The organism is Stenotrophomonas sp. 22DLJC03 (genome assembly GCF_056861405.1).
Genome location: NZ_JBSPUG010000003.1, coordinates 538,228 through 563,730 on the forward strand (window position 1 = coordinate 538,228; position 25,503 = coordinate 563,730).

The window sequence follows — 25,503 nt, forward strand, 5'->3', positions numbered from 1 at the left end:
CGCAGATGCTCGTCCTGATCCAACGTGTCAGCCAGGCCGCCGTCCATGTCGATGACGAAGCGGTGGGGCAGATCGGCCCCGGCCTACTGGCGCTGGTGGGGATGGAGCCGGGCGATACCGAAGCCCAGCTGCAGCGGATGGCCGAGCGCCTGCTGGGCTACCGGGTGTTCGCCGACGAGGCCGGAAAGATGAACAGATCATTGCGCGACACCGGTGGCGGGCTGCTGCTGGTCAGTCAGTTCACCCTGGCCGCAGATACCCGTTCGGGCATGCGCCCGAGTTTCACCAGCGCCGCTCCGCCGGCAGAGGCTGAACAGGGGTTCAATCGATTTGTCGAGATCTGTCGTGAAAATCACGCGCCGGGGGTGGAAACGGGCCGATTCGGTGCCCATATGGTCGTCAGCCTGGTCAATGACGGTCCCGTGACCTTCCTTCTCAGGCCCTGAGCCTGCGGGACCACCGCCCGGCAGGCGGGGCCCCGGGCTGGTATAATGCTACGTTCCCTATTTCCCCCTAGCCGGTGGCGCGAGCACTACATGGCCAACGAACGTCCTGCCCAATCCGAAATCAAGCAACTGATCAGCAAGGGCCTGGAACAGGGCTACCTGACCTACGCCGAAGTCAATGACCATCTGCCGGACGACATGGTCGACCCGGAACAGATCGAAGACATCATCGGCATGATCAACGGCATGGGCATTGATGTCCATGAAGTTGCGCCGGATGTCGAAACCCTGCTTCTCAACGACGGCAACACCGGTAACCGCGAAGTCGATGACACCGCGGCCGAAGAAGCTGCCGCCGCGCTGAGCGCACTCGACACCGAAGGTGGCCGTACCACCGACCCGGTGCGCATGTACATGCGCGAAATGGGCACCGTCGAGCTGCTGACCCGCGAAGGCGAAATCGCCATCGCCAAGCGCATCGAGGAAGGCCTTTCGCAGGTGCAGGCCGCACTGGGCCAGTTCCCGGTGTCGGTCGAATCGCTGTTGAACGATTACGAAGCCCACAAGGAAGGCAAGAAGCGCCTGGCCGAAGTGATCGTCGGCTTCAACGACCTGGCTGAAGAGGTGGCCGCCCCGGCCGCGCCCGCTGCCTCCGATGACGGTGACGACGCAGACGCCGACGCTGACGAGGAAGAGGACGATGATGTCGAGGGCGGCGATGAAGAAGCCGCACCGACCGGTCCGGACCCGGAGGAAGTCGCCGCGCGCATGCAGGCGCTGAGCGATGCCTTCAATGCGTTCAAGAAGGCTGTGGCCAAGGGCGACAAGAAGAGCCTGCTGAAGCTCCGCGAGGAGATGTCGGCGGTGTTCGTCACCCTGAAGCTGCCGCTGCCGCTGACCGACGTGCTGACCAAGCAGCTGCGCGACACCATGGCCGGCATCAAGGCCCATGAGCGCCGCGTGCTGAACCTGGCGACCGTCACCGCACGCATGCCGCGCAAGGATTTCATCCGCTCCTGGGAAGGCAACCAGACCAACCTGGAGTGGGTGGAAGACGCACTGAAGCGCAAGCAGAAGTGGTCATCGGCCCTGCGCGAAGTGAAGGACCAGATCATCGCCGAACAGCAGGCGACGATCGACATCGAGAAGCTGACCCAGCTGGACCTGGACGATCTGAAGGAACTCAGCCGTGCCATGGCCTACGGCGAAGCCAAGGCGCGCAAGGCCAAGAAGGAAATGGTCGAGGCCAACCTGCGCCTGGTGATCTCGATCGCCAAGAAGTACACCAACCGCGGCCTGCAGTTCCTCGACCTGATCCAGGAAGGCAACATCGGCTTGATGAAGGCCGTGGACAAGTTCGAATACCGTCGTGGCTACAAGTTCTCCACGTATGCGACCTGGTGGATCCGCCAGGCCATCACCCGTTCGATCGCCGATCAGGCGCGCACCATCCGTATCCCGGTGCACATGATTGAAACGATCAACAAGTTGAACCGCATTTCCCGCCAGATGCTCCAGCAGTACGGCCGTGAGGCCACGCCGGAGGAGCTGGCCAAGGAAATGGACATGCCGGAAGACAAGATCCGCAAGGTGATGAAGATCGCCAAGGAGCCGATCTCGATGGAAACCCCGATCGGTGACGACGAGGATTCCCATCTGGGCGACTTCATCGAGGACACCAACGTGGAGTCCCCGATCGAGAACACCACCAACATCAACCTGTCTGAAACCGTGCGTGACGTGCTGGCCGGCCTCACCCCGCGTGAAGCCAAGGTGCTGCGCATGCGCTTCGGCATCGACATGAACACCGACCACACGCTGGAAGAGGTCGGCAAGCAGTTCGACGTGACCCGCGAGCGCATCCGCCAGATCGAAGCGAAGGCCCTGCGCAAGCTGCGTCACCCGAGCCGCTCGGAGCAGCTGCGCAGCTTCCTGGATATCGACTGACGCGTATCCGCTGCACATGAAGCACCTGACAGACCCCGCGCAAGCGGGGTCTGTTTTTTTTGCCTGCGATCATCCGCGTTGCAGGCGAGGGGATAGGATACGTGTCCTGTTTTCGCCCTGGTCAATGGAATGCCGATGAAACTGCCGATCCTGCTGCTCTCGCTGTCACCGCTGGTTGCCTGGGCGGATACTCCACAACCGCCGGCGTGCAATGCCGAGAGTTTCTTCAGCAGCCAGTTCGACTATGTCGTGGGCCGCGTGGTCGACGCCGGGGAGGTGCTGTTGCTGGGCGAGGCGGAAGGCTGCCTGGACGAAGAGCGTGATGGGTGCCGCAGTGGCGAGGAGATGGAACCGGGCACTGGCCTGGTGATCGGCGACCGCTGGAACAGCTACTACTGCGTGAAAGCACGTCCGCCGAGCAAGGAAGTGGTGGGCTGGGCACCGGAGCCGCGCGTGATGAAAACGAGCAACTATGTCGAGACCAGCCTGACCGACTGGGTTGCCCATTGGGAGCGCAGCGACGGAAATGCCATCGACATCGCAGCCAAGGGGGGCGCATTCGAGCTGAGCGTACCTGGTAACGGCGAGGGCGCCGCGCCGCGGGTTCTGGGCCGTGTTGCACCAGAGGAGGATGAGGACGTGCTGTACCTGCACCATGGGCGCTGCACGACACGAGTACTGCTGCGCGGCACCGACTTGGTGGTGGCCGACAATGGGGAGTGTGGCGAGCGCGAGCGCGGCCTGCGCGGTGAGTATCACAACCGTGCTCCATTGGATCGGTTGATGCAGCGCCTGGGGCAGTAGTGGCGCACGGGCCTGGTTTGGCGCGCAGTGGAAACCCATTGCCAGCCTCACTACACTGTGAGGCTGCACCGGGCCTATAGCTCAACGGTTAGAGCAGGGGACTCATAATCCCTTGGTTCCAGGTTCGAATCCTGGTGGGCCCACCAATTGGACGTCCAATGAAGTCCAGCTGTTCCTTGAACCATAAGTTGTCCGCTTTGGCCAACTTATGATTCCCAAAGAAACAAAAGATGTCCGCTTGGCTGGAGGGCCGGGCCTAGCTTCCGCTCTTAGGTCAGGAATCAGCCGAGGGCTTGGCTTTTGGGAAATTCATGCTGACTGAATTCCGCGCCTTGGCCGGAGCAGTGGCAAGAGTGTCGTTGAGCACCAATTCGGCGCGAATACGTGCCAGGACGGCATCGCGCAGCGAGCCTCGGTGCGATCCGTCAATGGCTGCAGCGTAAATATCATCATCTCGCTGAAGGATGGGCAGGCCCTCCAGCCGAAGCGACGCGGTGGCTTCAATGAGAGCCTGCTTGCGCTGAGCTTTGCTAGTCATGGTGAGTCCGTGGCAGCCAGTTCATTGTAGCGTGGGCTAGCTCCAGTCATCCCTTCAAAACAGAAGAATGGGAATGGCTGGAGACGCCGCCGAGCAGACATTGGCATCCAGACTTGGGTCGTGATCCTGTGCGCCCGACAGGATCCTCTCTAGCGGTAGCGTGAACGAGCAGCCAAGCGTCGGAAGGCGGGCTGTTGCGCCAGATTGACCGAAGCGCGTCGTATCTGCTCTAGGGCTTCCGGCAAATCCATGGGCGCGACCGATCCCTCAGTCGCACCGATGCTCTTGTCCAGCAAGTGCAGCAGCGCCGCCGCCTTTGCAGGTGCATCGATGGACTCCAGGCTTGGCATTCCCTCTGCGCCGGTGTGAAAGCCGAAACTGTGCATCGACCAACAGTCGAACGGGACGATGAACCGTGAGATAGCATCGACTGCTTCAGAGAAGGCGTCGCCGGCGCTAGCAGGTAGGTCGGCAAAAGCGGCAGCGACGCCCCGAGTGGCCAGCGAACGCTCCTGAGGCCAGACGTTCGCGAGAAACGGGGCAATCGAACCTTGGAACACCTCCTCTGCAGACTGTCCAGGCCGAACAGAGGGGCTCTTTGACATGCTAATCAGAAAGCGCTGCACGATCTGTGCAGCTGTGGCGCGTACCTCGTCATCAACAGATCGTATTGTCTGCTGAACCTTCGCATTCGGGACGACTGGCTCCCGAACCTCACGGTAAGCATGAAGTGATTCGAGCACGAGGCTGGAGAGCAGAGAGCCCCTGGATCGGCGTCCCAGTCGCCTGTCGAGGGCTCTTTCAGCAAAGTAGTCCCCGATCTCCTTCAACACGGAGGTGAACTGATTCCGTTGCGAAACTGCCCGCCACAAAGCCAGCGAACCAGCATCGTTGGCGAGCAGTGGCCCAATCAAGGTCTCACGTGACCAGCCTCGATCGGCCTTTAAGAAGTAAGGAAGCGATTCAATCAGGCGGTGTCGACCGATCAGACCCGATCTGCCCTCAGCGGAAGCGATCGCCTCGCGCATGGCACGTAATGAACTGCTCGTCGCGAACGGATTCTGGTTCCCCTCGATGCTCGGGCACAACTCTAGGAACACGCCCACCAAGCGCCCGGCGGACGTGTTGAGGGTGTCTAGCTTCTCAACGTCGAGATCTTGGGCGGCTGTGATGGATTCGTCCAGCGTGACGGTATCTGAAACGTCCTCGGTTCCATTTGTAACGGCGACGGCCACGGGCCAAAGCGTCGTCCACACATCAGGCAGCTGTGGCGCTTTCGTGATGACACGCTGCCAGGCTGACATCCAATGGGTAATGCCTTGAATCGCTTTCACCAGAGTGGAGGTCGGGACAAGTCTGAGCAGGTTCAGTACGCGCTCGGCCGTTTGCAGGTAGCCCGGTGATTGTTCGGTCTCGCGGCTCGGGGCGCTATGACTCCAGCCGAAGCGATCCCACACGTTAGGGTGGTCCCTGCCGCCTTCCACGGCGGTCTCCAGATCAGCCAAGATGCTGTCTGCGTTTCCTGCAGTGCTGATCCATGCTCCAGCACGTTCAGCAGGGTCATCGTCCCAACTGCTGCGGGCCGAGCCAAGCGCTGCTTCAAGAGCGCTCAATCGTTCCTGGCCTGACAGCTGGTCGTATCGATCCTCTGGCGCCGGTGCCACCCCGCGTGACAGTGGTGAAGAGAGGAAGTCAAACTGGACCGAATCCATCTGCACAAGTTCGGCATGCCCGCCGATGCGTTCAGCCAACCACAGCGATGCTGAAGGATCAAGCTGGCTACCAGCGACCTCAATGCGCCGAAGCTCACGGACGGCCCAGTATTGTCGGGCGCCGTTGACGCGCTCGCGATCCGAGCCGCGTGGCCAGTAGGTCGCAGGCGGACCCCGCTTGATGCGAGCCACAATCTTACAGCGGGCTGAATCGGACACGTCGTTGAATCGAAGCGACCGCACTTCGGCCACCTCTGGGAACGTATGGACGTCCCAGAACGGCCTGTCTTCCAAGGAGAGCAGGAACTCAGTCAGTTCGGCTGGTGCGGCGAGATCGGGGTTTTGCGACAACGATGCCCACAGGCGAAGGTGCACTGGCGTGCTGATCTGACTCCAGCGAGAAACGAACGCCTTCGCTTGGGGGACGTCGAGTGCAGCGATCCGCTTCACAACCGCATTGAGCAGTTTGACCGATGGCGAAATCCCATGATGAAACTCGTCGATATCCCAGTTGTGCGCCTCATCACCTTGCGTGAGGTAGGCAACGTAGTAGAGATCCCCCAGTTGCCAGAATTTGTGGTCGCCCTTCCATCCGAGCCTGCGGCCCAGGCTCAAGCCACTACTGACACCCCCTTCCAGAACGGTCCCCAGAGCGATAAGAAAGTCCACATCCTCGATGCGATCAAGTCTAAAAATCTCTGGCCTCATCAACTCGTGGCTTCCAAGCGATGCGAAGAACACGTCCTCAACACGGCGGGGGCGCTTTGCCGCTGGTCCATGAGATGGCTGCGAACGGATACCAATTTTGAGCCGAGGCTTGACCAAGGCAATGATCGAGGCGATCAAGGAGCCAGATCGCTCGCCGGCATCAATTCGACGCTGCAGGTGGTGGGCATCACTGGAGGCATTGTTTAGCGTCTCCTCCTCCCAGCTTTGCTCGATCAGCCGCCAAGCCGAGTACCAGGGCTCAGCAAGCTCGTGGGGATTGAGAAACTCCAAGGACTCCAGCACCGCCATGCGCTTAACAATCTCATATGGCTTGGTTCTTAGTGCCCAGTCGATTGTCGATTGCTCAGCAAGGCGCCCGTGCAGAAACGCTCTCACCGCTCGAACAGCGTCTCGGTCCCTGTCACTGAGCAGGAAATGGTAGGTACTCATGCCGAGATCTCGCTGTCTTGCTCAAGCGCGATCATCGTAATGGCATCAAGCCAGGCCATGTCCGCGCCGGCCCGGGACGCCAAGTTCGATAGTCGAACGCGATCAGTAGAATTTCCCCGACGCAGCAGATGATCGAACAGGTCACGATCAGCCTCGGTGGCTAGGCTCCTGGGCAGCTTCACGATGCGCTTGATGGTTGCATCGACTCGTCGCGGATCGCCATTGACCGCCGATAGCTCGGCCCAGCGCTCAAGCAGGTCCAATAGGGCCTTGTGATGCTCCTTCTCGTCATAGGCGATAGGCGTTATGCCCCGACCTTTCCAGTCCTCGATCTGGACCGGATCCGGTGCCTCGGAACCGACAAACGTGAAGCGCTCCCTGAGGTCGTCGAAGCGGACCCCGTCTGCGGCGATTGCGCTGAGCAGGTAGCGCATCGGAGGATCATTGGCGCTGTAGCCGATCAGGACAATATGGAACAGGCGCGCCGCATCGTAGATGAAGTCAGGGATGGAGCGTCGACGCATGTAGAACTCGCCAAAATCCTGGTCGGTTAGGATCAGGTCGGCGGTACGCTGGAGGTTAGGATCAAGCGCGCCATGGATGTGAAAGACACCGGAAAATTCACTGCTCCAAGTTGGTCTCGGGATTCCGCCGAGCGCGTAGGTCTGGGGTTTCCGCTTCGCCGGACTGGCGGCCTGCAGCAGCAAATCAAAATTGGTGGTAACGATCGCTGTACCTGCGCCTCGGTCTGCCAATCGCATCAACGCCCTATGGATCCTGGCCGGCTTACCGCCTGATTCTCTCAGCACCTCAGCAGATGCCGCCCTTACCCGACTGGCCACACTGGGTAAGTCATCAATCCTGCGCTCGAGCATGCCAAGCACGACATCGTAGTCTCCTCGCCAAAACCGCTTGACTTCGGCCACCTGTTGGTTGGTCAGCCCATCAAGCCCGACAGGTGCAGCTTCGGTGGCGGAAATTACGGCATGCACGCTCGTGTCGAGCTTGGCGTAAACATCAATAACGAGTTTGCCGAAGTCGGGAAGGCCGGCAGGCTTGGACACCCCCGCACCGGCAATGAAAAGTACCTTTCCTTGCGCGTGCGCAAGCAGCAGTCGCTCAGGTACGACCGGCAATCCCGAGCCCAGGGAGATCAAGCGATCAGGGGACTGCGATCTGCTAAGTGGGACCTTCGAATTCATGGCTTCTGGAAGGTTAGATACGTCTGCTGAGGTGGTGGGCGCGCGATGCGGGTCAAACCTACACGGCTTGGCTCGGCTGCGTGATGGGTCCCAAGCTCTTGATCTGACACCGGCGTGGTACTTTAGAACTCTATGCCTGCCGATTGAATGATTCTCGCATCACCCGGCTGATACTGCACATCATGCTCGGTGCGCAAAATTTTCAATCACACCGCCGCGCCCACTCCCGATCTGACGGATGGAGGATGCCGGCTTACTGACAAGCAAGGGGAGAAATGGCCCCTTGCTGTAGGTGTGGTGAGGCCGCGACCGTGGCTGGCAGCCGGTCTATCTAAGTTTACGGGGCTCCGCGCTCGACACGGTTGGGCAGGCTCCCGCGTGAAGTGTCACGCCGTGTTCGCTCCTATGCTATATCCCGCTGCGTGCCGTATGTACACGTCCTGCGCTGGCCAGCCAAGGCAGTTTGCGCGGTTGTCGGGGGAGGACTCCCGTACATGCTCCGCCAGGTCCGCCGCCTGGAAGGTTCGACCGAACCGAATCCCGCCTCAGTGCGCAGATGCCCCTGCCTTTGGGCTCCTTGGTCAAAGTGGTGCATCTCGCCGATCAGCTAGTCCTGAGTGGATAGCAGCCGACGTACAACGTGGACTGGTGCACCAGACCGCTCAACGACCAAGCGCGTGAGCGCCTTGATGGGCAACCTTGTGCCTTGTCTTGTCAGCGATGCAATGATACGTACAGCGGCGCGCCTTCGCCGCTCGGCCCGATCATTCCACCACTCCCAATGCTTCCTGCTCAACTCTGCCGTCAATAACGGATACGTGGTGCTGGCAGCACACAGGCTGTAGTTGCGGCTGCGACAAAACTCTGCCGTAGAGGGATAGGGTGGTCCAGCTGCAATAGCTTCTTCCAGTTCCCCCTTGAACCAGCGCGAGCGCTCGCCTCGCAGGTGCGTGGTCTGGCGCCGCTTTCGCTGTGGCAATGCGCTACCAATGTCCAAGCTAGCCTGTGCGGCAGCCAACTTAGGATCCACAATCAGTTGGATAATGTCGACGTTGAAGTTGGCGGCCACGGAGACCAGTGATGTCAGGTGGGGCCGAGGTGGGCGGTGCCGCGTATGGAAGAGGTCCCCAAGTTTTCGTTGGAGCTCGACCTGAGGGGTATCGATGCTTGCCAAGAATTTCGTCAACGACCCTGCAACGACGCCCTCAACTTCGCTCAGGCGAGTGACCAGCTGCTCAGTTTGGAGCTCACCGAACTCCGGATGCGCGGCGTACTCCTGAAGCGAAATTCGGTCGCACAGGCTTTGGCTGCAAATGCAACAACGGTCCAGCTCTGCCTTGCTGAGTCGTTTGCGCTGGCACGCACCACAGTATGGGCATACACGGCAACTCAGAATTTGAGGATTAGGGAAGCCAAAGAAGGACGCGCGCGAACTCCGGTAATTGCCCTTTCAACAGCGACAGATGCACATCATCTTTCCCAATGCTTCTCATTTGGAATGGACGGGGTGCTGCGAAAGCCGGTGAGAATCGGCGAGCTGCGAGCACTGTTGGATCTTTGGACTGGAAGACCGGTGGTTGAGTCTGCTTTCAACAGTCCCCCTGATTTCTTCAGCGCTGGCAGCCTCGCCGACAGGCATCGTCGGTCCATCATTGAGGATCTGAGTTCCTTGAAGGCCGCGGCGATCGGTGGCGACTGGGAGGAGTGCCGCAGACTCGCACATCGCCTAAGAGAAGCCGCTTTGATGGGAGGGTACGGAGAGATCGCCGATTGGGCGGCCGACATTGACACTGGCTCGCCCGATTGGTTGAGCGCTGCCTAGGAAGCCTCTCTGTTTCTCGCAGGCCTAGATCAACGCCCGCACACCGGCGAGTATTAGCCAGGTTCGCAGTTCCAATTCTTTGGCTCCTGGGAGTTGGTGTTAAGAGTCACTCTCCACATTGCAAACTAGCGACGTTCTGCGCATGGCCGAAGCTGGCGTGGCAAGTGATGATCTCCATCGTGTCCCCTGCCTCAGCGAAAATCAGTCCCCAGCATCAACTGAACTCCGTGACAGCATCGAAGGTTGTCGGCGCGACCACAGCGAAGAGGGGCTGAAAGGTACGGTCGGCGTGTCAGCATCCACCTGGCGCGCCATGCGATCAGGGGGGGCATCAGGACAGCAGCTCCGCGATGTAATCCCGCCGAGAGCTCAGGCCGGGTGGGGGCGGGGGCGCTGTTCGGCGAGCCTGGTTGGAGGCATCGGCGCCAGCATAAGACACTGCAAGCCTATAGGGTGGGCAGCGATTGTATTGCCAACTATCGAAATAGTTCTACGTTCCGACACGCGCGAGAGGAACACGATCGACTCTGGTTTGAACGTACTGGTTAACGGAGACGAAGTGAGGCAGAAGATCATCCTTATGGGCGGTATATATGATCGCCAAGAAGTGCTCGCAAACTCATTGGAAATTGTCTGCGGTCTCTACATCCGGGACGGCGCGCATTACTTCTCGACTGCTAGCGTTGATGCGGAAGGGATAATCATCTACCAGTACTCTGCTGCCAAATCCTGCTCGTCAGCTATCGATACAAGTTCGAGCTTGGTTAGGGACGCACATCGACCAGATTCGCGGCCAGCATAGGTAAACGCTATGCAAAGTGTCTGGCGCCCTGGTCCGACCCTTGCGCCAGACTATAAGCGGGAGGGAGCCTGCATTGAGGAGCGGTGGTGATGTGTGGCGATGAACTTTGAGTTTGAAGCTGCATCATCGTCCCTAGTTCCGCAGCTTCTGTGGGTCATGGCGTTCGCACTGAGCCTACTTCAGTACCGGGCTTGTCAGTGCCGCGCTTGCTGACTGCTGTGCTGGCGGCGCCGTGATCCTCGACCGCAGCAGGGGCGGAGATGCGCTCCAGAATTCCGTTCAGCCGCTCTATGATCTGCTGCGCGTCCTTTGACTGAATTTGTGTGCTATCAAGAGTAATACTGCGTAGGTCAGCAAGGGCTGCCTTGATGTCATCCGAGCCCTCGCGAGCACTAGCTGCCGCCAAGTTGATCGCTGGCACGGAATCGTCTGGCGAGGGCCAGCACCTTTGAAGGCCGAAAAGCAAGGCGCCGCTCAGGCCAATCGTCAGAACCCATCTACCTATTCGTCGGATTTCCTTGGCGGCGCGGGTGCGCTTTAGCCTTGATTTCTTCTTCTTTAAGACGCAGTGCCGCTTGAACCATTGCAGGTGGAAATATCGCATGCGCTGGCTGAGCGAAGGGTCTCCATCCAGGCTCGTCATTGCCATGTATGCAGTTAGCAGATTGAAATGGCGCTGAAGCCGCTGCACTTTCAGCAGCTCTCTCGGGTTGGAAATTACTTCCAGAAGAATCAACAGCTCCGCGGGCTTGATGTGATCGGTCTGAGCAGGGGTCAGTGTGCAAAAAACGGATCCATCGTCAGAGCGAATGTAGTGGAGCCTTGCGCCCTGCTCAGCGACTAGTGAAATGTGGGAGCGACTAGGTCCTTTATCAAAGGGCCTGTTGCCGAAGAAGACTTCCACAGAAAGACGATTGTCGCCTCCCATGGCGCCCCCAGGGCAAATGCAGAACGAGTAGATCGTCTCGTAGTAGCGAGCTTGATGGTCCCCGTCTGCAAGCTTGCGGAACAGTTCGTTTGAACAATTGAAGAATTCGTCAAACGCCGCATAGCGATCCAATCTCTTAGCAACCGCCTTGTCGATTCTACTTTTAAGAGAGTCATCCATCTTGGAGCTGCTCAGCGGGTGCTCTGGCGGTGGCGCAGTTCGATTACTTGAGTCTGTCATTACATCTTCCCTGGTTAAGAGCCCGCACAGCTCTATTTGCGCCAGAGAAGATAGTCTTGATGCAATCGCTCAGCAAGCTCTTAGCGCCGCTGCCAGAAGCCGTTGATCTGTTCTTCGGAGGGGCGCCTTCTCTTGTCCAATCTCCGTCTCGTTGGGGATTGAAGGCCCCCGACCCCACACCCGGCGTGGGCCGCAGGGCGGGTCTTCTTTGCACGGCCGGTGAAGGTCGCAATCCTTATTGCTAGGCCAGCTGTCGGCAGGGTGTCAGGGCCTCTCATAGAGGCTGCTATCTCTAGGCCCTAGCCTCGCTGATGCCCATACTGGGGCGGAAGTGGGGAATTGTGGCGGTGGGACTTCGAAGGCGGGCTGAGAGCGACAAACTTCAAGGGTGATTGGACGACATGTACAAGCAGATCAAATTCACGCGGGAAGATCTTTACCAGATGGTATGGGAGCGGCCGGTGCTAGTGATCGCCAAGGAGATTGGCGTGTCTGACGTTGCTATTGCAAAGGCCTGTCGGAAAGCGGGTATCCCGCTGCCAAGCCGAGGGCACTGGGCCAGCGTGAAGGCTGGCAGGGCTGTGGGGGCAGCGCCGTTGCCAAAAGCCAAGTCGGACCAGCCGGTGTCCGTGATGTTCACAGTGCTTGAGAATCCGCCCCCCAAACTTCCTAAATCCGAGATTCCGATCAGTCCACTGATCGAGGTTCCTCCGGAATTGGTCAGGCCTCACCGTTTGGTTGCGGAGTTCAAAGCTGCTGCGAAAGGGCGAAGGGAGGACAAGGGCATCATCCCGTTGAACAATCACAAGCTCCTGCGGGTGAGAACGTCGGCCGCCCAGCTCGAACGTGCTCTGATCTTGATGGACACGCTGATCAAGCAATTCGAAGAGAAGGGCTGCAAGGTGCGGGTCTCAGAGAGGAGCGCAGAGACCGAATTGGTCCTCAAAGAAGGGGTAGTCACATTCCGCCTTGATGAGAGGACCAAGCAAACGGTGCCATCGTCGCCGCCACGGCCACCGGGACGGAGGGGCGAGCAACACCACGATTCATGGCGGCCCACTCATGTACTGGTTGGCACGGGGGAGTTCACCTTGGCCTTCGGGAAGTACCGGATCAGGAATTGCCCCCATACTTGGAAAGATCGCGCCAACAAGCCTCTAGAGATGCAACTGCACGAAGTCGTAGCTACCATGCCGCTATGGGAGGCTGAGCTCTTGGCAGATCGTCTCGAGACTGAGGAAAAAGCGGCTCAAGCCCAGGAAGCCGAGAAGCGTCGGATAGCTTCGGCACGTGCGGAGGAGACGCTCAGGCTGCAACGGTTGAAGCTGGTCAACCAGTTGTCGGCCTGGGAGCGTGCGGAGCGGCTGAGGCGATTCATAGCGGCTTTTGAGCAGACGGGAGACAGCAGCCCGGAGGCGCTGGCTTGGCTTGAGTGGGTGGATCTGCAGGTCCAAGAGCTGGATCCCATTTGTTCGAACCCAAGGGCAATCACCGATCCCAGGGTTCCTCTGAGCGACTCTTTTACTGGTCGCGGATCGTGGGAGAGAAAGCCGAGTGATTGGTGGTGCTTCGACGCGAAGGAACGGCCTGCCCTGGAGCCAATAGATGAGTCTGAGCATGAGCGTGAAGGGGCGGCTGGTGCGGCAACAACCTCGACGCATCTCGAAGACAGTGGTACGAAACCGGAGTGGCACCCCAATCAGTGGTACACGCGCCTGCACCGATAAGGATTTGGGAGCGTGGCCCATTCTCTAATGGCTCCTCCCCTTAGCTAAGTAAGGGGGAGAAGCTGGGCCATATGTGGCAGCGTGGAGCTAACTCCTGGGATCCGCCTCGTCCACCCTCGGCCGGCAGTGCCCGCGCCCGCTCTCTTAACTGGAGGTGTCGCAATGCCCTGCTGGACGACAGGCCATGGAAGGTGCGCGGGTTGCGTAAGCCTGTGGCGGACAACTTATGCTTCAAAGCCATGGACAACTTATGCTTGTACGAACACCAGCTGTTCCTCCGACCATAAGTTGTCCGGCATGGCCAACTTATGCTGGTGAAACAACCATAAGTTGGCCGCTCTGGGTTCCGAATTCGGGCCTGAAGTTGTGTATACAGGGGCGACCTATTGCGAGGTTTGCCCCATGCCGGAAAAGGCTCCTGCAGCCCCCAGCACCAAGGACCGGTTGAGCTTCGTCACCGCCGGCGTGCACATCCCTGATTCTCCGATCCTCTCGGCCGCCGATACGGCCCGTCTTATGGGTTTCCCGACCCGCGAAGCGCTTGCCAAGGCCCGCAGAACCGCGCGCCTCCCAATCGAAATGTTCATGCTGGAAGGGCGCCGCGGTTGGTTCGCTCGGCGGGACGATGTGGTTACCTGGCTCGAGAACGCCTTGAGACCTCCTGTTTCACCCGAGTAGCGGACAGCTTATGGTTGGCGTGGACGGACAACTTATGCCGGTGCGAACACCAGCGGCGTTCGCAAAGCCCTTGTGTCGCTTGATTACAGGTGGTTCTAGCGTCCAGTGGTGTTCAGCGGCATCCACTTGCATCCACGAAAAAGTGAGTCAGGCTGTGTGTCAGCGGGCTAGACGCCCCTGGGCGACTCACAGGCGCTCGACTCACATGCTGATCGACACCAGGCCGCGCTCGCTCAAGCCGAAGGCCAGTCCCTTCCGTGTGGCTGACGCCAATGGCTTGTGTGTACGTCGAAGTGCGCCCCTCGGGATCCAAGGTCTGGCGTTACCGTTATTTAGGGAAGGCAAGCGTCCTATTCACCGTAAGCCCATTGAAAGGACTTCGGAGCAAGATCGAAGTTGCGTGCATTGCGGTCTGCAGTTGAAAGGTTCCATGAATGACACACGGAAGCATACGACTCATGCAGACAGAAAACCTCCCAGTGCGGAGATTATGGTTCGGTCACATCTGTCGAGGCTGTCGGTATGCAGAGGAATTTTGAAGTAACAAAGGCAGCTGTGAGCGATGCCAGTGCTGTCGTTCGGCTGATTGCATTGGCTGATGAAGAGGCCGTCATTGTTCTATCAGGGAAGCCCTCGTTGTCCGAGGCAATGGCACACTTTGAGCAGAACTTCGCACGTTCAGATGTCTACTTCAATTTTGAGAACGTTTTGATCGCGCGCAAAGGTAGCGCAGTCATTGGCTGCATCCTGTTTTTCAATGGCACGGATGAAAGTCGGTACAGCTCAGTAAGCGGTCTGGAAGAGAGTGAACCCAGGGAATCCGATGAAGATGAGGTCTACATTGATTCGCTGGCGGTCGATCCGGATCATCGGGGCGAAGGCATAGCTGGCGAATTGGTGCGCAGGGTCATCATTGAGGCGGAGGCCCGAGGCTTTACCAAGGTTGGTCTGCTGGCTGATGCCTCCAATCCGCGACTGGGCAAGATGTATCGAAATCTTGGGTTCGCGCAGGAAAAGCTTGTCCATTGCAGGAGTGGGGAGTACGAGAAGCTGACGCATCTGCTGAAGATCAGTCAGGCCGACCGCGCCAGGGGTGTGTAGCGACAGCCCGACGTCATAGGTCACGGTTGCAGGGAGCGAGAGGGTGAGGGTAACCAGTACGCATGTCGTTGCTTCGATCCTGATGCTTGCGGGCATCACTCTCGGTGCGCAGTCTGTCGCTCAGGGCCGTGCAGTGGATGAAGCGCAGGCCCATGAGATGGAACAAGAGATAGCGATCTCTGCGCGATCCATCATGACGCGCGCCCCCGGCATCACCTTGGATGAAGCCCGGCAACGGGCCAGGATCGAAGGTGAACTTCCGCCGCATCTGCAGGCCCTGCAGGCCGAGTTTGCACGCCGTCTGCTTGAGGTCCGCCTCATGCAGGCGACAGACCTGTATGTGCGGGTGTCGCTGCAAGGCGATGCTCCGGTCGCGCCCCGTACTCTGGTTGTGCCGTCAGGTCGCGTCCGCGTGGAATTCTCGACCGGACATCCGTTCACGGAAGAAGCATTCGCGCAGCGGCTGCGTGCCATCAGCCGGGAGGCTGCGGCCAGCATCCCGGGCTATGTCGGGTTGAGCGGAGATGCGCATGCCCATGCCGCGTCCGTTCGCATCCGGGGCGATGAGGCTGAGGCGCGACGGTACCGTGGCGCTCTGTCCGCCTTGCAGGAAAAGTACGGTCTTGCCCTGCGCTTCCAGACTTTGAGCGAACCAGAACGAAACTATTGAGCGGGCCCCGACGGATCGCCCCCGATGTTGAAGCAGGCCATCATCTGCGGGATGCTCGACCACGGCGCTGCCACATCTCGAGGCAGCGCCTGCCGTGCCACCCGTCCAGGAGTCCGCATGAAACGCAGTGCCCGCATGTTCGTCGCCCTGACCGCGCTCGCTGCATTGCCTGCCGCTGCAGAGCCATCCGAATCACCCAAGCGCCCTTCCGTTGAAACCCTGCAGCGCCTGATCGTCGACAAGGCACCACAAACGCGCGTGCAAACACCGGACCACGAGCGCATCACCGCACGGCGCATCGATATCGTCGATGACACGGGGGTGATCCGCATGACGTTGTCCGGCAGAACGCCGGCGCCGATCATCGATGGGCTGCAGTACAAGCGCGCCTTCAACGTGGCCGGCATGGTGCTGTATGACGATAAGGGCAGCGAGCGTGGTGGCTTCGGTACTGCCGACGTCGATGGTGGGATGGCGGTGCTGGCGCTGGATCATCCGGCGATGGATGCGATTGGCTGGCGGGTATCGCCGGACGGCGCGGTGAGTTTTTCGCTCAACCAGGCGCCGAAGCTGATCCGCGAGCCTGCGCTGGGCAACAAGTTGATTCCCGGCGTGCAGGCACCCACCCGTATCGGTCTGATGGTCGGGCCTGACGGCACCCCGGCCATTGCGTTGAATGACAAGGCCGACCGCACGCGCCTGCGCTTGACCGTCACGGCCGAGGGTTACGGTGCCATCGAGTTCCTGGATGCACAGGGCAGGGTGATCCACACGCTGGCGCCGGAGGCTGAGCTTCGCCGCTAGCGCGTGCGCGTCGCGGATCGGCGCTTACCCGCGCCGCCCGCGCCCATCAATGCTGTAGCGCCCGGCGCCGGTGCAGGCCAGCAGCAGGAAGCCACCGGCCAGCCCCAGGTTCTTCAGGAACATGATCTGCTGGGTCTGGTCTGCGAAGTTGTGGTGGAAGATGAAGGCGGTGATCAGGCTGAAACCCACCAGCACGATCGACACCAGCCGGGTCTGGAAGCCGAGCAGGATGCACAGCCCGCTGCCGATCTCGAAAACGATGGTTGGCCACAGCAGGATGCCCGGCACACCCATCGCTTCCATATAGCCCTGGGTGCCGCTGAGATCACCGAGCTTGCCCAGCCCGGAGACCAGGAACAATGCCATCAGCAGGATGCGCGCAAGCAGGTAGGCAAGCGAATGCGATGAGTGGCTCATGTGGATGTCCTCAGGGGCTGGCGACGCCGATCGGAGCCCAGCGCCGGTGAAGCCTGTGTATACAACCAGATAGGGCGTCTTGACAGACAGCCATGCCGCAGTAGACCTTTCCCGCCATGACGATCGATATTGAATCGCTCAGCCTTCGGGAACTGGGTGCCTTGGTGGCTGCCGCTGAACAGCGCAGACAACTGATTTCCAACCGTCGCCCGGCCAGTGCGGTGCGGCGCATGTTGAAGGCCGCAGCGGCCGAAGCCGGCTATACGCTCGAAGAGCTCTTCGGCGAAGAAGCCGTCGAAGACGCCGCACCCAGCCGCAAGCCCGCGAGGCGTAGAACCGGAAAGGTGGCGGCCAAGTACCGCGACCCGGAGTACAAGCGCCTGACCTGGTCCGGCCGCGGGCGCATGCCACGCTGGCTGGCGTCCAAGGTGCAGAAGGGCCACAAGGTGACCGATTTCCTGATTCCCGGCCTGGCCCGGCCGACGGCGCGCAAGAGCAGCCCGATCGGCAAGCGCACGGTCTTCAAGAAGGATTGACCAGGCCACGCTGTTAACCTGCCAGGATCTGCACAGAGAGAGAGCACGCATGCAACACAACGGCAGCATGACGATTGCGCCCAAGATCCTGTACGCCGCAGGCGCCGCAGCCGTGCTGATCAGTCTGCTGGCCTGGTCGGTGGAATGGAGTGGGGTGGCCTACGTCTGCCCATACTGCCGGGTGCAGCGCACGGGTATCGGGCTGTTGGGCCTGTTGGTGCTGTTCGCGCGGCCCGGCGGGCTCATCGTGCCTTGGCTTTCATACACCACGGGCGGTTTCGCGTTCGTGGTGGCGGCGATGCAGCACTTCAACGGCTGGAAGCGCATTTCCGCCGGCAATTTCAGCTTCAATGAACAGTGGTACATCGACCCCTGGCTGCTGTCGGGCTGCGCGATGCTGATCCTGGTGGCGCAGCTGATGCTGGTACAGGCGGCGTGCCGGCGCAGTCTGCACTGAGGCCTGCCCACGGGGCGTAGCGTCAGGCGTTCTGGAACACTGCCAGCTGTGCGGCATACGCACGTTGGTAGGCGGGGCGGTGCGTTGCACGGGCCACATAGGCGACCACCTGCGGGTGCTCGTCGAGGAGGCCGCTGCTCTTCAGGCGCAGCAGCACCGAGACCATCATCAGGTCGCCCACGCTGAAGTCACCGTCAAGCCACAGGGCTTTGCCCAGCCACGCTGACAGCTGCGCCAGCCGCATACGCACACGCTCATCGAGCATCGGCAGCCGCTGCGCGTACCAGGGCTGCTCGCGCTCCAGCACCCAGGCCATCGAGCGTTCGACAATCGGCGGCTCCACCGTGTTCAGCGCGGCAAACACCCACATGATGGCGCGCATGCGCGCATCCGGATCGGTCGGCAACAGACCGGGATGCTGCTCGGCCAGGTGCAGGATGATCGCGCCGGATTCGAACAGGACCCGATGTCCTTCCTGCCAGGTGGGAATCTGTCCGAAGGGACTCCGTGCCAGATGCGCGGGCTGCTTCATCTCGGCGAAGGTGAGCAGCTGCACGTCATAGGGCACGCTCAGCTCTTCGAGCGTCCAGCGCACGCGCATGTCACGGGCCAGGCCCTGGCCGCGGTCCGGGGAGGTGGCGAAGGCGGTGAGGATGGGGCACATCGGGGTACTCCTTCGGGCCGAAGGGCCCGCCTTTCCTGTTCCGACGAACGACGGGGCGGGAAATCGACAGCCATTCCGGGACGCCGGGCGATACACTGCCCGCTACCCATCAACCCTGTGCCCTCCCCATGTGGCAGCGCCGCACCTCCCTGGCCGAACTGCGGCAGCAACGCGATCTGCTACAGGCTGAGATGGATGCGGAAGCCCGGCGACAGGTCTCATGGCTTCCGCCGGATGATCTCGTGGCAGCGCTGATGCCGCAGGCGCGCCGGCTGCAGGAGCTTAATCAGCAGATCATCCGGGCTACTCCGCCGCGTGAGCTGATGAAGCGCCTGCAGGCGCTTGAACGGCAGCTGGTCGAATCCGGTGCACAAAGCGCAGGTATGCGGCAGGCGCTGCGGGATGAACTGCGCGATCTGAACCTGCATTTCAGCAATCCGCGCCGTCGTCCATTGACAGCCAAGGTGTTGCTGATCCTGGTGGCCAGCGTTGCGGCGGCGTTGTTGCTGCCGAAGCTGCTCGTGGACCTGCTGGCCGCTATCTAACTCGCCCTCACTCTGCCCGATGCAGCTTCCGGTACTGATCCGGCGTGCACTGCGCGTGCCGCTTGAACATCTCGGCGAAGGCGCTGACGCCGGAGTAACCCAGCTCTTCGGCGATCCGGCTGATCGGCCGGCGTGTGCACAACGCCTCCGTGGCGCGCACGAACTTCACCCGCCCACGCCAGTCGCCAAGCGACATGCCCAGTTCACTGCGTGCCAGGCGCTCCAGCTTGCGCACGCTCATGTGGTGGCGCTGCGCGACCTCGGCAACCGATTCGGCCGCCGACAGGCGTTTCTCCATGTACGCCATCACCTGCTTCAGTGCAGCGCTGCTGGCGATCGGCAGGAAACTTGGCAGCACCGCGGCATTGACGATCTGATCGATCACCACCGCGGCCATGCGCCGCTGGGCCGGTGTCTGCGGATCGGCAACCCCCTGCCGTGCCAGCTCATGCAGCAGTTCACGCAGCAACGGGCTGACTTCCAGCGCACTGCAACGCGTTGGCAGCCGACGTGACAGTGCTGCCGACAGATAGGCCGAGCGATAGGCCAGCTGCGATCGATTGCGCGAGTAGTGGGCCATGCCGGGTGGAATCCAGATGGCGTAGTGGGGTGGAGATACCATCCACTCACCATCGATCTTCATCTCCATCACGCCCTGCGCGACGAAGTTGAACTGTCCCCAGGGATGACTGTGCGTGCCCCAGTTGGTGGGCTCCATCGAGCCCTGCCGGAAGTAGATTGGGCCGGGCAGCTGGAGGAAAGTGGGGACCGGCTCAAGCGGTTGCCGCAAGCGAGGGGTGGAATGGCGCATTTTCGGGATGTCCTCGATATGCGCCAAGCGTACGCTGGCCATTCCCATGCGTACAGCCGCCGCCTTGAACTATCTCTTTCCTATCCTCGCGTGCCTGTTGTGGGGCGCAAACACCATCGTCACCAAGCTTGCCTCCGGTTCAGTGGGCCCGATCGACATCGGCTTCTTCCGCTGGCTGGTGGCGGCCGTCCTTCTGTTGCCGTTTGCCCTGCCACGTCTGCGCGGAAACCTGCCAACCGTGCGTGCAAATCTCGGCCGCTTCCTGATGCTGGGTTGCCTGGGTGGCGTGATGTACCAGTGCCTGGCGTACTACGCGGCACACTTCACCTCGGCCACCAACATGGGGGTGATCCAGGCCCTGATTCCACTGATCGCGCTGGCGCTGTCACGTGTATTCATGGGCCATCCGGTGCGTGGCACCGCCATCCTCGGAGCGGTGATCTCCAGCATCGGCGTGGTCGCGGTGGTGTCCCAGGGCGACCTGGCGCGGTTGGCTACGCAGGGCCTGAACCGCGGTGATGCGATCATGCTGGTCGGAGCGTTGGCCTTCGCCGCCTACAACGTGCTGATGCAGCGCTGGAAGATTCCGCTGTCGGTGCTGGAGTCGCTGTTCCTTCAGGCCACGGCCGCGTCGCTGATCCTGCTGCCACTGCAGCTGCTGATCGGGACCGGGGTGGACAACCTGACGGCGGTCGGTTGCATCGGCTTCGCTGCGGTCTGTGCATCCATTCTCGCGCCGCTGACCTGGATGACCGGCCTTTCCCGGCTGGGCGCAGCGCGTGTTTCCGGCTTCTTCAATCTGGTGCCGATCGTCACCGCTGCGTTGGCGGTGATGCTGCTGGGGGAGTCGCTCACTGGATGGGTACTGGGCGGTGGCCTGCTGGCTGTCGGCGGCGTGGTGTTCGCCGAATACGCTGCCAAGCGCGCAGCAGCGCAGGCGTAGTGTCGTGATCAAGAATCGTGCACCGATCCGCACAATGCCTGCTGCACCCGCAACTCCAGTGCATCCACATCGTGACCTCGCTTGCCCTGCAGGCTGAGATACAGCGACAACGGGTCAACCGCATCGTCGATGCTGGTGAACCCGGGCGGATATGCCCAGATCTGCAACCGGGCATTCTGTGCGCAGGTGGGCCCCGGCGCGGGCAGTGCGCCCAGTACCCGCCAGGTTTCGATGTACAGGGCGCGGGTGGTGCTGGCCGCCTGCGAGGGACCGGCAAGGAGGGCATCGGTACCGGCCACGGGTGCCGGATGGCCGGCACTGCGGAGCACATCGGCGGTCTGTTCCCAGCAGACATCCACCTCTTTCAGCACCGGCGAACGCAGGAACGGTTGTGCCCGGGCCCAGACATCGTCGCGGTTGCCGGCCAGCGTGAGGAAGCGCTCGCGGCCGCCCTTGGAGCGTTCGACCAGTCCGCGTTCGACCAGTTCGGCAGAGAGGCGCGATGCCGTCATGGAGGTGTAGCCAGCGGCCGCACTGATCTCGCGGGGAGACCACCATCGCGGCTGCCCCGACAACAGTACGTGGATCAACACGGCCTGTGCCGAGGGCAACAACGAGATGGCCTTCTTCTCGTGATCGGGCGCGTCGCGGAACTCGATGGCCAGGCTGGGCGCGAACAGCTGGGCATGCGGAACCACGAAGTCGATATGGGCCTCCACCAGGAACCGTCGTTGGGTGGGGGTGAGATAAGGAGAGACATACAGGACCAGTGCATTTGCCGCGGCGCGCAGGCAGCGGACGTCCTGGATGACGCGGCTGCTGGACTCGCTGGGCTCGCGGGCCACGGCAAGCATCGCAGGTGTTTCCCCATACAGCATCAGCTCGGCAAGGTGGTAGCGCGAGGACATCGCGCGTGGAATGGCATGCGATGAAGCCAGCGGGTGCACCGCAGAGGCGAGCCCGGGGAGAATCCTGCGCAGGTACCGCTGCGCGTCAGTGACCAGGTCGGTCAGGCCAGTGCGAACTGCCGTCGTCATCTCGTACTTTCCTTGCGGCGGCACGTCCGGAGGATCGGGACCGGGCCACACCGTCGCGTTCAGTGGTGAACCTGGAGACGGGCGTGCAGTGTCGAGGCGCGTGGCGATCCATGCGGTCCTGCTCCTTTGCCGTCATGACATCAGTGTTGCCGGGAACCTTGGAGATTCCGTCGAAGAACGATGGAGATCGGGTGGAGGTTGTGTGCATCGTGGCCGGCGGACTCCCCTTCCGCCGGCCACGAGCACGTACCTGTCGATCAGAAGCGCTGCGAGTACTTCACGTACACGGTGCGGCCGATGTCGAAGCCGCCGTAGTAGGGGAAGGAGCTGGACGGCTTGGAGAACATGATCGGGCCCTGGTGATTGAACACGTTGTTCGAGCCTAGTGCCACCGTGCCGTCCCACGGCAGCTTGTAGCTGACCTGGATGTCGTGGAAGGCATTCGAACCCACCTTGCGCAGTGCATCCGGCTCACCATAGGCGTAGCGGTCGGGCAGGGTGCAGGGCCGGTTCGGCACGCAGTTTTCAACCATGCCGGAGAAGTAGCGCACGGTGTACTGGGTGCTGAAGTTGCCGAGCTGCCAGTTCACGCCCAGATTCGAGCGCAGTCGGGAAATGCCCGGCTGGCCGATCCGGCCCATCATGATCGTATCGCCGGCCGAGTTCTGGTTCTGCTCGTCGTACTTGGAGACGTAGCTGTTCTGCAGGTCGATGGTGATGCGGCCGAAGGAGAACTCGGGCAGGCGATAGCGGATGCCCAGATCCCAGCCTTCGGTCTCCATCGAGCCCAGGTTGGCGAGGCCGTAGAACATGCTGGTGATGTGGCCATCACCGGCTCGCTTGACGCTTCCGCAACGCGAGGCATTACCCAGCACGTAGCAGTCACGCAGGATGCGGTCGACGCTGTCCTGGATGATCATGTTGGTGATCTTGTAGCTGTACCAGTCGAGGTTGATGTCCAGGCCCTCGACCCAGCGCGGGCTCCAGACCACGCCCACGGTCTTGCTCTTGGACTCTTCCGGGCGCAGCTTCGGGTCTGAGCCGGTGGTGAACTCGTCAGGAGTGGCGCACGGATAGCTGGCACAGGGCTTCAGGCTCTGGTTCAGCTGCTGGTAGCCCAACGGCACGCCGGCGGCGTTGCAGGCGGCATTGCCGTTGACGCTGTTGGTGGCACCGATGCCGCAGGGGTCGACATACGTTTCGAAGCTGGTACCCAGGCCGCCGTACAGGTCGGAGATGCTCGGTGCGCGGAAGCCTTCGGCGAAGGTGCCGCGGATCATCAGCTCTTCGATTGGACGCCAGGCGAAGCTAGCCTTGGAATTGGTGGTACTGCCGAAGTTGCTGTAGTCGGAGTAGCGCGTGGCCAGGTTCACGGTCAGTTCCTTGGCGAACGGCAGGTCGCGCAGCACCGGTACGTTCACTTCGGCGAAGAACTCGTTGAGGCTGTAGTCACCGGCGGTGGTGGAGGCGCCCAGCGCCGTGCTCTGCCGCGACTGCGCGAAGGCATCGGGCACGAAGCGGCCTTCTTCCTTGCGGTACTGGTAGCCCAGGGCGACGGACAGGTCGCCGGCGGGCAGCTCGATCACCGGGCCGGAGATGTTGGCGAAGTAGCTGCGGGTCTTGGTGATGCCGGTGTCGTTGAACGTCGGGAACAAGAAGCGCTGCAGTTCAGGATCGGAGAGAGAGCCAGCCCCCGCGACCCCGAACGGCAGCAAAGGATTCCAGGCCAGGCAACCCGTGACCGGCGATGCCGCCGTGCCACAACGGGCCACACCGTTGGCATCGAGGTAGGAGGGCCCCAATGCCTGCCGGGAAGCGATCAGGCTCATGTCGCCACGGCCCGTTTTTGTAACTTCATTGCGGTTGAACAGCGCGCCGACGTCCCAGTCGTACGCCTTGCTTCCCAGCTCGAAGTAGCCGGACAGGCTCGGCGCGACGCGCAGGGACTTCAGCTTGCTTTCGGTGGTGCGCGGCACCTCCCACAGACGGCGATTGAACGCAATGCTGTGGTCGACGGGGTTGAACACGCTGGCCGCGTCCATCGGCGTGCCGAACTTGGTCGACTGGTACGGGTAACCTGCAATCTGCTGGTCGGTGGTGCGCTCGTTGTAGCCGATATCGGCAGTGAACTTGATCTGCTCGGTCAGCGCGTAGTCCGTGCTGAGGAACAGCGAGCGACGCTCGATGCCGGTCTGCAGGTGCATCTGCTCGTTGCCGTTGGCGAACTCGGCCGGCGTGATCGGGTGGTAGTCGTTCGGGTTCTTCGGGTTGCCGCCACGATTGAGTGTCTTGAACACCGCATCACCCGTGTTGCACTTGTACAGGGCCGGGTCGCACCACGAACCGTTCTGGCTGATGTTGCTCCAGTCCGCACCGGGGTAGTTGGGGCCAGCACCACCGTACCGGGAGAACTCACGGTCGCGGGCGAACACCGGGTCCGATTTCTGGTATTCCAGTGCGAGCGTGTAGCCGCCGCGTTCACCACGGGCGCCGGTGACCAGCGAGAAAGTGCTGTCCTTGCCGTCGCCCTCGCTGAACTGCCCATGTTGCACGGACACTTCCAGGCCTTCGTAGTTCTTGCGGGTGATGATGTTGACCACGCCGGCGATCGCATCCGATCCGTACAGCGCAGAGGCGCCGTCCTTCAGTACATCGATGCGCTCCACCGCGCTCATCGGGATCTGGCTGAGATCCTGGTAGCCGCCGGTGGTGGCGCCCAGGCGCTTGCCGTTGACCAGCACCAGCGAGCGGGTGGCGCCCAGGTTGCGGATGTTCACGTAGTAGCCGCCGACGTTCTCGCCGGAAGCCAGGGCGCGCGCACGCGAAATGGTCGGGGCGCCGGTGGAGGTCAGGTTCTGCAGCAGGTCGGCAATGGTGGTGAAGCCCTGCTGTTCGATCATCGCGCGGGTGATGGCGATGATGGGCTGCTGCGTCTCGATGTCGACGCTGCGGATGGCCGAGCCGGTGACCTGGATGCGATCGAGGTTCTTCGGTGTTTTCTCGCTGCCATCCTGGGCATGTGCGGCCGGCGACCAGGTGGCAGCCAGGGCGGTGCCCACTGCCAGTGAAAGCAGGGTGTACTTGTAATGCATTTGGCTCTCTCCAAATCCAGTTGAATGGGTTTCGTGCATTGCTGCGTGGAAACCGATCTGAAACTCCGCTGTGCGGAATCGGAAGGAACCTAACACTCCGTTTACATCCTGATTACGTTATGGACGCGTTATCGTCGCGCGCTGGCTCCGTGCGTTCCTGCACGGGTCCTGCACGAAATCTCTACGCGCGCACATGCTGCTTTGCATCAGTGTGCCTGTGCACCTTTTGCAGATCGAAGGAGATGCGTAGTGAATACCCCTGGAAAGCCCAAACCCAGTTGGCGGCAGAGGCATGTGCTGCTGCTTGTACTGGCCATCGTGCTGCTGGTTGCGTTGATCATCATCATCGCGCCCTGGTGAATCGACGTCGGTTCGCTTGTTTTCCGTGAACGGAAATGCGCCTGCGCATGAAGAAGTCAGCG

At 61.2% G+C, this 25,503-nt stretch carries 22 protein-coding genes and 1 tRNA gene; 14 read left to right on the plus strand and 9 right to left on the minus strand.

Annotation, left to right across the window (positions count from 1 at the left end; all coding sequences use genetic code 11):
- Positions 1–5 precede the first annotated feature (5 nt).
- The 4 genes from dtd (at position 6) to AC13GA_RS13215 (ending at position 3,343) form a co-directional block, all read left to right on the plus strand.
- Positions 6–446: a D-aminoacyl-tRNA deacylase gene (gene dtd / locus AC13GA_RS13200; protein WP_046983411.1), complete on the plus strand. Its 441-nt coding sequence runs from the start codon at positions 6–8 to the stop codon at positions 444–446.
- A 90-nt stretch (positions 447–536) separates the two neighbouring features.
- A complete protein-coding gene (gene rpoD / locus AC13GA_RS13205; RefSeq protein ID WP_046983410.1) occupies positions 537–2,393 on the plus strand; it encodes an RNA polymerase sigma factor RpoD in 1,857 nt (618 codons plus the stop codon).
- 135 nt (positions 2,394–2,528) lie between these two features.
- Complete coding sequence (locus AC13GA_RS13210; RefSeq protein ID WP_482998323.1) at positions 2,529–3,197, plus strand: hypothetical protein; 669 nt, start codon at positions 2,529–2,531, stop codon at positions 3,195–3,197.
- 70 nt (positions 3,198–3,267) lie between these two features.
- Positions 3,268–3,343: transfer RNA gene (locus AC13GA_RS13215), tRNA-Ile, on the plus strand.
- 128 nt (positions 3,344–3,471) lie between these two features.
- Here AC13GA_RS13215 and AC13GA_RS13220 read toward each other — a convergent pair.
- The 3 genes from AC13GA_RS13220 to AC13GA_RS13230 all read right to left on the minus strand — a co-directional run bounded on the left by AC13GA_RS13220 (position 3,472) and on the right by AC13GA_RS13230 (position 7,807).
- Positions 3,472–3,735, minus strand: coding sequence for a hypothetical protein (locus AC13GA_RS13220; RefSeq protein WP_482998324.1), 264 nt, complete (start codon positions 3,733–3,735; stop codon positions 3,472–3,474).
- A 149-nt stretch (positions 3,736–3,884) separates the two neighbouring features.
- The gene (locus AC13GA_RS13225) at positions 3,885–6,605 is read right to left on the minus strand and encodes a hypothetical protein (RefSeq protein WP_482998325.1); all 2,721 of its coding nucleotides are present in this window, start codon (positions 6,603–6,605) and stop codon (positions 3,885–3,887) included.
- A complete protein-coding gene (locus AC13GA_RS13230; protein ID WP_482998326.1) occupies positions 6,602–7,807 on the minus strand; it encodes an SIR2 family protein in 1,206 nt (401 codons plus the stop codon). The genes AC13GA_RS13225 and AC13GA_RS13230 overlap by 4 nt, the downstream gene beginning before the upstream one ends.
- A gap of 1,114 nt (positions 7,808–8,921) precedes the next feature.
- Here AC13GA_RS13230 and AC13GA_RS13235 point away from each other — a divergent pair.
- Positions 8,922–9,629, plus strand: coding sequence for a response regulator (locus AC13GA_RS13235; protein ID WP_482998327.1), 708 nt, complete (start codon positions 8,922–8,924; stop codon positions 9,627–9,629).
- 956 nt (positions 9,630–10,585) lie between these two features.
- Here AC13GA_RS13235 and AC13GA_RS13240 read toward each other — a convergent pair.
- Entirely contained in the window at positions 10,586–11,539 is a 954-nt protein-coding gene (locus tag AC13GA_RS13240) for a hypothetical protein (protein ID WP_482998328.1), read from the minus strand.
- A 461-nt stretch (positions 11,540–12,000) separates the two neighbouring features.
- Between AC13GA_RS13240 and AC13GA_RS13245 the strand changes: the two genes are divergently transcribed.
- From AC13GA_RS13245 to AC13GA_RS13265, 5 genes are all read left to right on the plus strand, one after another.
- Positions 12,001–13,326, plus strand: a complete 1,326-nt coding sequence (locus tag AC13GA_RS13245) for a hypothetical protein (protein WP_482998329.1) — start codon at positions 12,001–12,003, stop codon at positions 13,324–13,326.
- A gap of 402 nt (positions 13,327–13,728) precedes the next feature.
- On the plus strand, positions 13,729–14,004 hold the full coding sequence (locus AC13GA_RS13250; RefSeq protein ID WP_482998330.1) for a hypothetical protein: 276 nt from the start codon (positions 13,729–13,731) through the stop codon (positions 14,002–14,004).
- A 555-nt stretch (positions 14,005–14,559) separates the two neighbouring features.
- Complete coding sequence (locus tag AC13GA_RS13255) at positions 14,560–15,105, plus strand: GNAT family N-acetyltransferase (RefSeq protein WP_046983408.1); 546 nt, start codon at positions 14,560–14,562, stop codon at positions 15,103–15,105.
- A gap of 43 nt (positions 15,106–15,148) precedes the next feature.
- Positions 15,149–15,775 (plus strand): hypothetical protein, encoded by a 627-nt coding sequence (locus AC13GA_RS13260; protein ID WP_337302239.1) that lies wholly within the window; start codon positions 15,149–15,151, stop codon positions 15,773–15,775.
- A 117-nt stretch (positions 15,776–15,892) separates the two neighbouring features.
- Positions 15,893–16,579 carry a hypothetical protein gene (locus tag AC13GA_RS13265; RefSeq protein WP_482998331.1) on the plus strand — a complete coding sequence of 229 codons (687 nt, stop codon included), beginning with the start codon at positions 15,893–15,895 and terminating at the stop codon, positions 16,577–16,579.
- Between the two features lie 24 nt (positions 16,580–16,603).
- On the opposite strand, the gene AC13GA_RS13270 is transcribed toward AC13GA_RS13265, so the two are convergent.
- Positions 16,604–16,996: a DoxX family protein gene (locus tag AC13GA_RS13270; RefSeq protein WP_046983406.1), complete on the minus strand. Its 393-nt coding sequence runs from the start codon at positions 16,994–16,996 to the stop codon at positions 16,604–16,606.
- Between the two features lie 116 nt (positions 16,997–17,112).
- Between AC13GA_RS13270 and AC13GA_RS13275 the strand changes: the two genes are divergently transcribed.
- Entirely contained in the window at positions 17,113–17,532 is a 420-nt protein-coding gene (locus tag AC13GA_RS13275) for an H-NS histone family protein (RefSeq protein ID WP_046983405.1), read from the plus strand.
- A 49-nt stretch (positions 17,533–17,581) separates the two neighbouring features.
- Positions 17,582–17,989, plus strand: coding sequence for a hypothetical protein (locus AC13GA_RS13280; RefSeq protein WP_478474131.1), 408 nt, complete (start codon positions 17,582–17,584; stop codon positions 17,987–17,989).
- Positions 17,990–18,011: 22 nt separating this feature from the next.
- Here the strand turns inward: AC13GA_RS13280 and AC13GA_RS13285 are convergent, their stop codons facing one another.
- A complete protein-coding gene (locus tag AC13GA_RS13285) occupies positions 18,012–18,653 on the minus strand; it encodes a glutathione S-transferase family protein (protein WP_482998332.1) in 642 nt (213 codons plus the stop codon).
- A gap of 128 nt (positions 18,654–18,781) precedes the next feature.
- Between AC13GA_RS13285 and AC13GA_RS13290 the strand changes: the two genes are divergently transcribed.
- Positions 18,782–19,198, plus strand: coding sequence for a hypothetical protein (locus AC13GA_RS13290; RefSeq protein ID WP_482998333.1), 417 nt, complete (start codon positions 18,782–18,784; stop codon positions 19,196–19,198).
- 7 nt (positions 19,199–19,205) lie between these two features.
- Here the strand turns inward: AC13GA_RS13290 and AC13GA_RS13295 are convergent, their stop codons facing one another.
- The gene (locus AC13GA_RS13295; RefSeq protein WP_046983430.1) at positions 19,206–20,009 is read right to left on the minus strand and encodes an AraC family transcriptional regulator; all 804 of its coding nucleotides are present in this window, start codon (positions 20,007–20,009) and stop codon (positions 19,206–19,208) included.
- Between the two features lie 7 nt (positions 20,010–20,016).
- Here AC13GA_RS13295 and AC13GA_RS13300 point away from each other — a divergent pair, with 7 nt between their 5' ends.
- Positions 20,017–20,952, plus strand: a complete 936-nt coding sequence (locus tag AC13GA_RS13300; protein WP_482998334.1) for a DMT family transporter — start codon at positions 20,017–20,019, stop codon at positions 20,950–20,952.
- A gap of 8 nt (positions 20,953–20,960) precedes the next feature.
- On the opposite strand, the gene AC13GA_RS13305 is transcribed toward AC13GA_RS13300, so the two are convergent.
- Positions 20,961–21,989 carry a helix-turn-helix domain-containing protein gene (locus tag AC13GA_RS13305; RefSeq protein ID WP_136638529.1) on the minus strand — a complete coding sequence of 343 codons (1,029 nt, stop codon included), beginning with the start codon at positions 21,987–21,989 and terminating at the stop codon, positions 20,961–20,963.
- 257 nt (positions 21,990–22,246) lie between these two features.
- Positions 22,247–25,081 (minus strand): TonB-dependent receptor, encoded by a 2,835-nt coding sequence (locus tag AC13GA_RS13310; RefSeq protein ID WP_253079435.1) that lies wholly within the window; start codon positions 25,079–25,081, stop codon positions 22,247–22,249.
- Positions 25,082–25,503 lie beyond the last annotated feature (422 nt).

Excerpts from the sequence above, each read along its gene's own strand:
- AC13GA_RS13225 (WP_482998325.1), bottom strand. The coding sequence starts at position 6,605 with ATGAGTACCTACCATTTCCTGCTCAGTGACAGGGACCGAGACGCTGTT.
- AC13GA_RS13235 (WP_482998327.1), top strand. The coding sequence starts at position 8,922 with ATGGAAGAGGTCCCCAAGTTTTCGTTGGAGCTCGACCTGAGGGGTATC.
- AC13GA_RS13220 (WP_482998324.1), bottom strand. The coding sequence starts at position 3,735 with ATGACTAGCAAAGCTCAGCGCAAGCAGGCTCTCATTGAAGCCACCGCG.
- AC13GA_RS13230 (WP_482998326.1), bottom strand. The coding sequence starts at position 7,807 with ATGAATTCGAAGGTCCCACTTAGCAGATCGCAGTCCCCTGATCGCTTG.
- AC13GA_RS13310 (WP_253079435.1), bottom strand. The coding sequence starts at position 25,081 with ATGCATTACAAGTACACCCTGCTTTCACTGGCAGTGGGCACCGCCCTG.
- AC13GA_RS13300 (WP_482998334.1), top strand. The coding sequence starts at position 20,017 with ATGTCCTCGATATGCGCCAAGCGTACGCTGGCCATTCCCATGCGTACA.
- dtd (WP_046983411.1), top strand. The coding sequence starts at position 6 with ATGCTCGTCCTGATCCAACGTGTCAGCCAGGCCGCCGTCCATGTCGAT.
- AC13GA_RS13250 (WP_482998330.1), top strand. The coding sequence starts at position 13,729 with ATGCCGGAAAAGGCTCCTGCAGCCCCCAGCACCAAGGACCGGTTGAGC.
- AC13GA_RS13305 (WP_136638529.1), bottom strand. The coding sequence starts at position 21,989 with ATGACGACGGCAGTTCGCACTGGCCTGACCGACCTGGTCACTGACGCG.
- AC13GA_RS13280 (WP_478474131.1), top strand. The coding sequence starts at position 17,582 with ATGCAACACAACGGCAGCATGACGATTGCGCCCAAGATCCTGTACGCC.
- AC13GA_RS13265 (WP_482998331.1), top strand. The coding sequence starts at position 15,893 with ATGAAACGCAGTGCCCGCATGTTCGTCGCCCTGACCGCGCTCGCTGCA.
- AC13GA_RS13290 (WP_482998333.1), top strand. The coding sequence starts at position 18,782 with ATGTGGCAGCGCCGCACCTCCCTGGCCGAACTGCGGCAGCAACGCGAT.
- AC13GA_RS13210 (WP_482998323.1), top strand. The coding sequence starts at position 2,529 with ATGAAACTGCCGATCCTGCTGCTCTCGCTGTCACCGCTGGTTGCCTGG.
- AC13GA_RS13285 (WP_482998332.1), bottom strand. The coding sequence starts at position 18,653 with ATGTGCCCCATCCTCACCGCCTTCGCCACCTCCCCGGACCGCGGCCAG.
- AC13GA_RS13270 (WP_046983406.1), bottom strand. The coding sequence starts at position 16,996 with ATGAGCCACTCATCGCATTCGCTTGCCTACCTGCTTGCGCGCATCCTG.
- AC13GA_RS13275 (WP_046983405.1), top strand. The coding sequence starts at position 17,113 with ATGACGATCGATATTGAATCGCTCAGCCTTCGGGAACTGGGTGCCTTG.
- AC13GA_RS13240 (WP_482998328.1), bottom strand. The coding sequence starts at position 11,539 with ATGGATGACTCTCTTAAAAGTAGAATCGACAAGGCGGTTGCTAAGAGA.
- AC13GA_RS13295 (WP_046983430.1), bottom strand. The coding sequence starts at position 20,009 with ATGCGCCATTCCACCCCTCGCTTGCGGCAACCGCTTGAGCCGGTCCCC.
- AC13GA_RS13245 (WP_482998329.1), top strand. The coding sequence starts at position 12,001 with ATGTACAAGCAGATCAAATTCACGCGGGAAGATCTTTACCAGATGGTA.
- rpoD (WP_046983410.1), top strand. The coding sequence starts at position 537 with ATGGCCAACGAACGTCCTGCCCAATCCGAAATCAAGCAACTGATCAGC.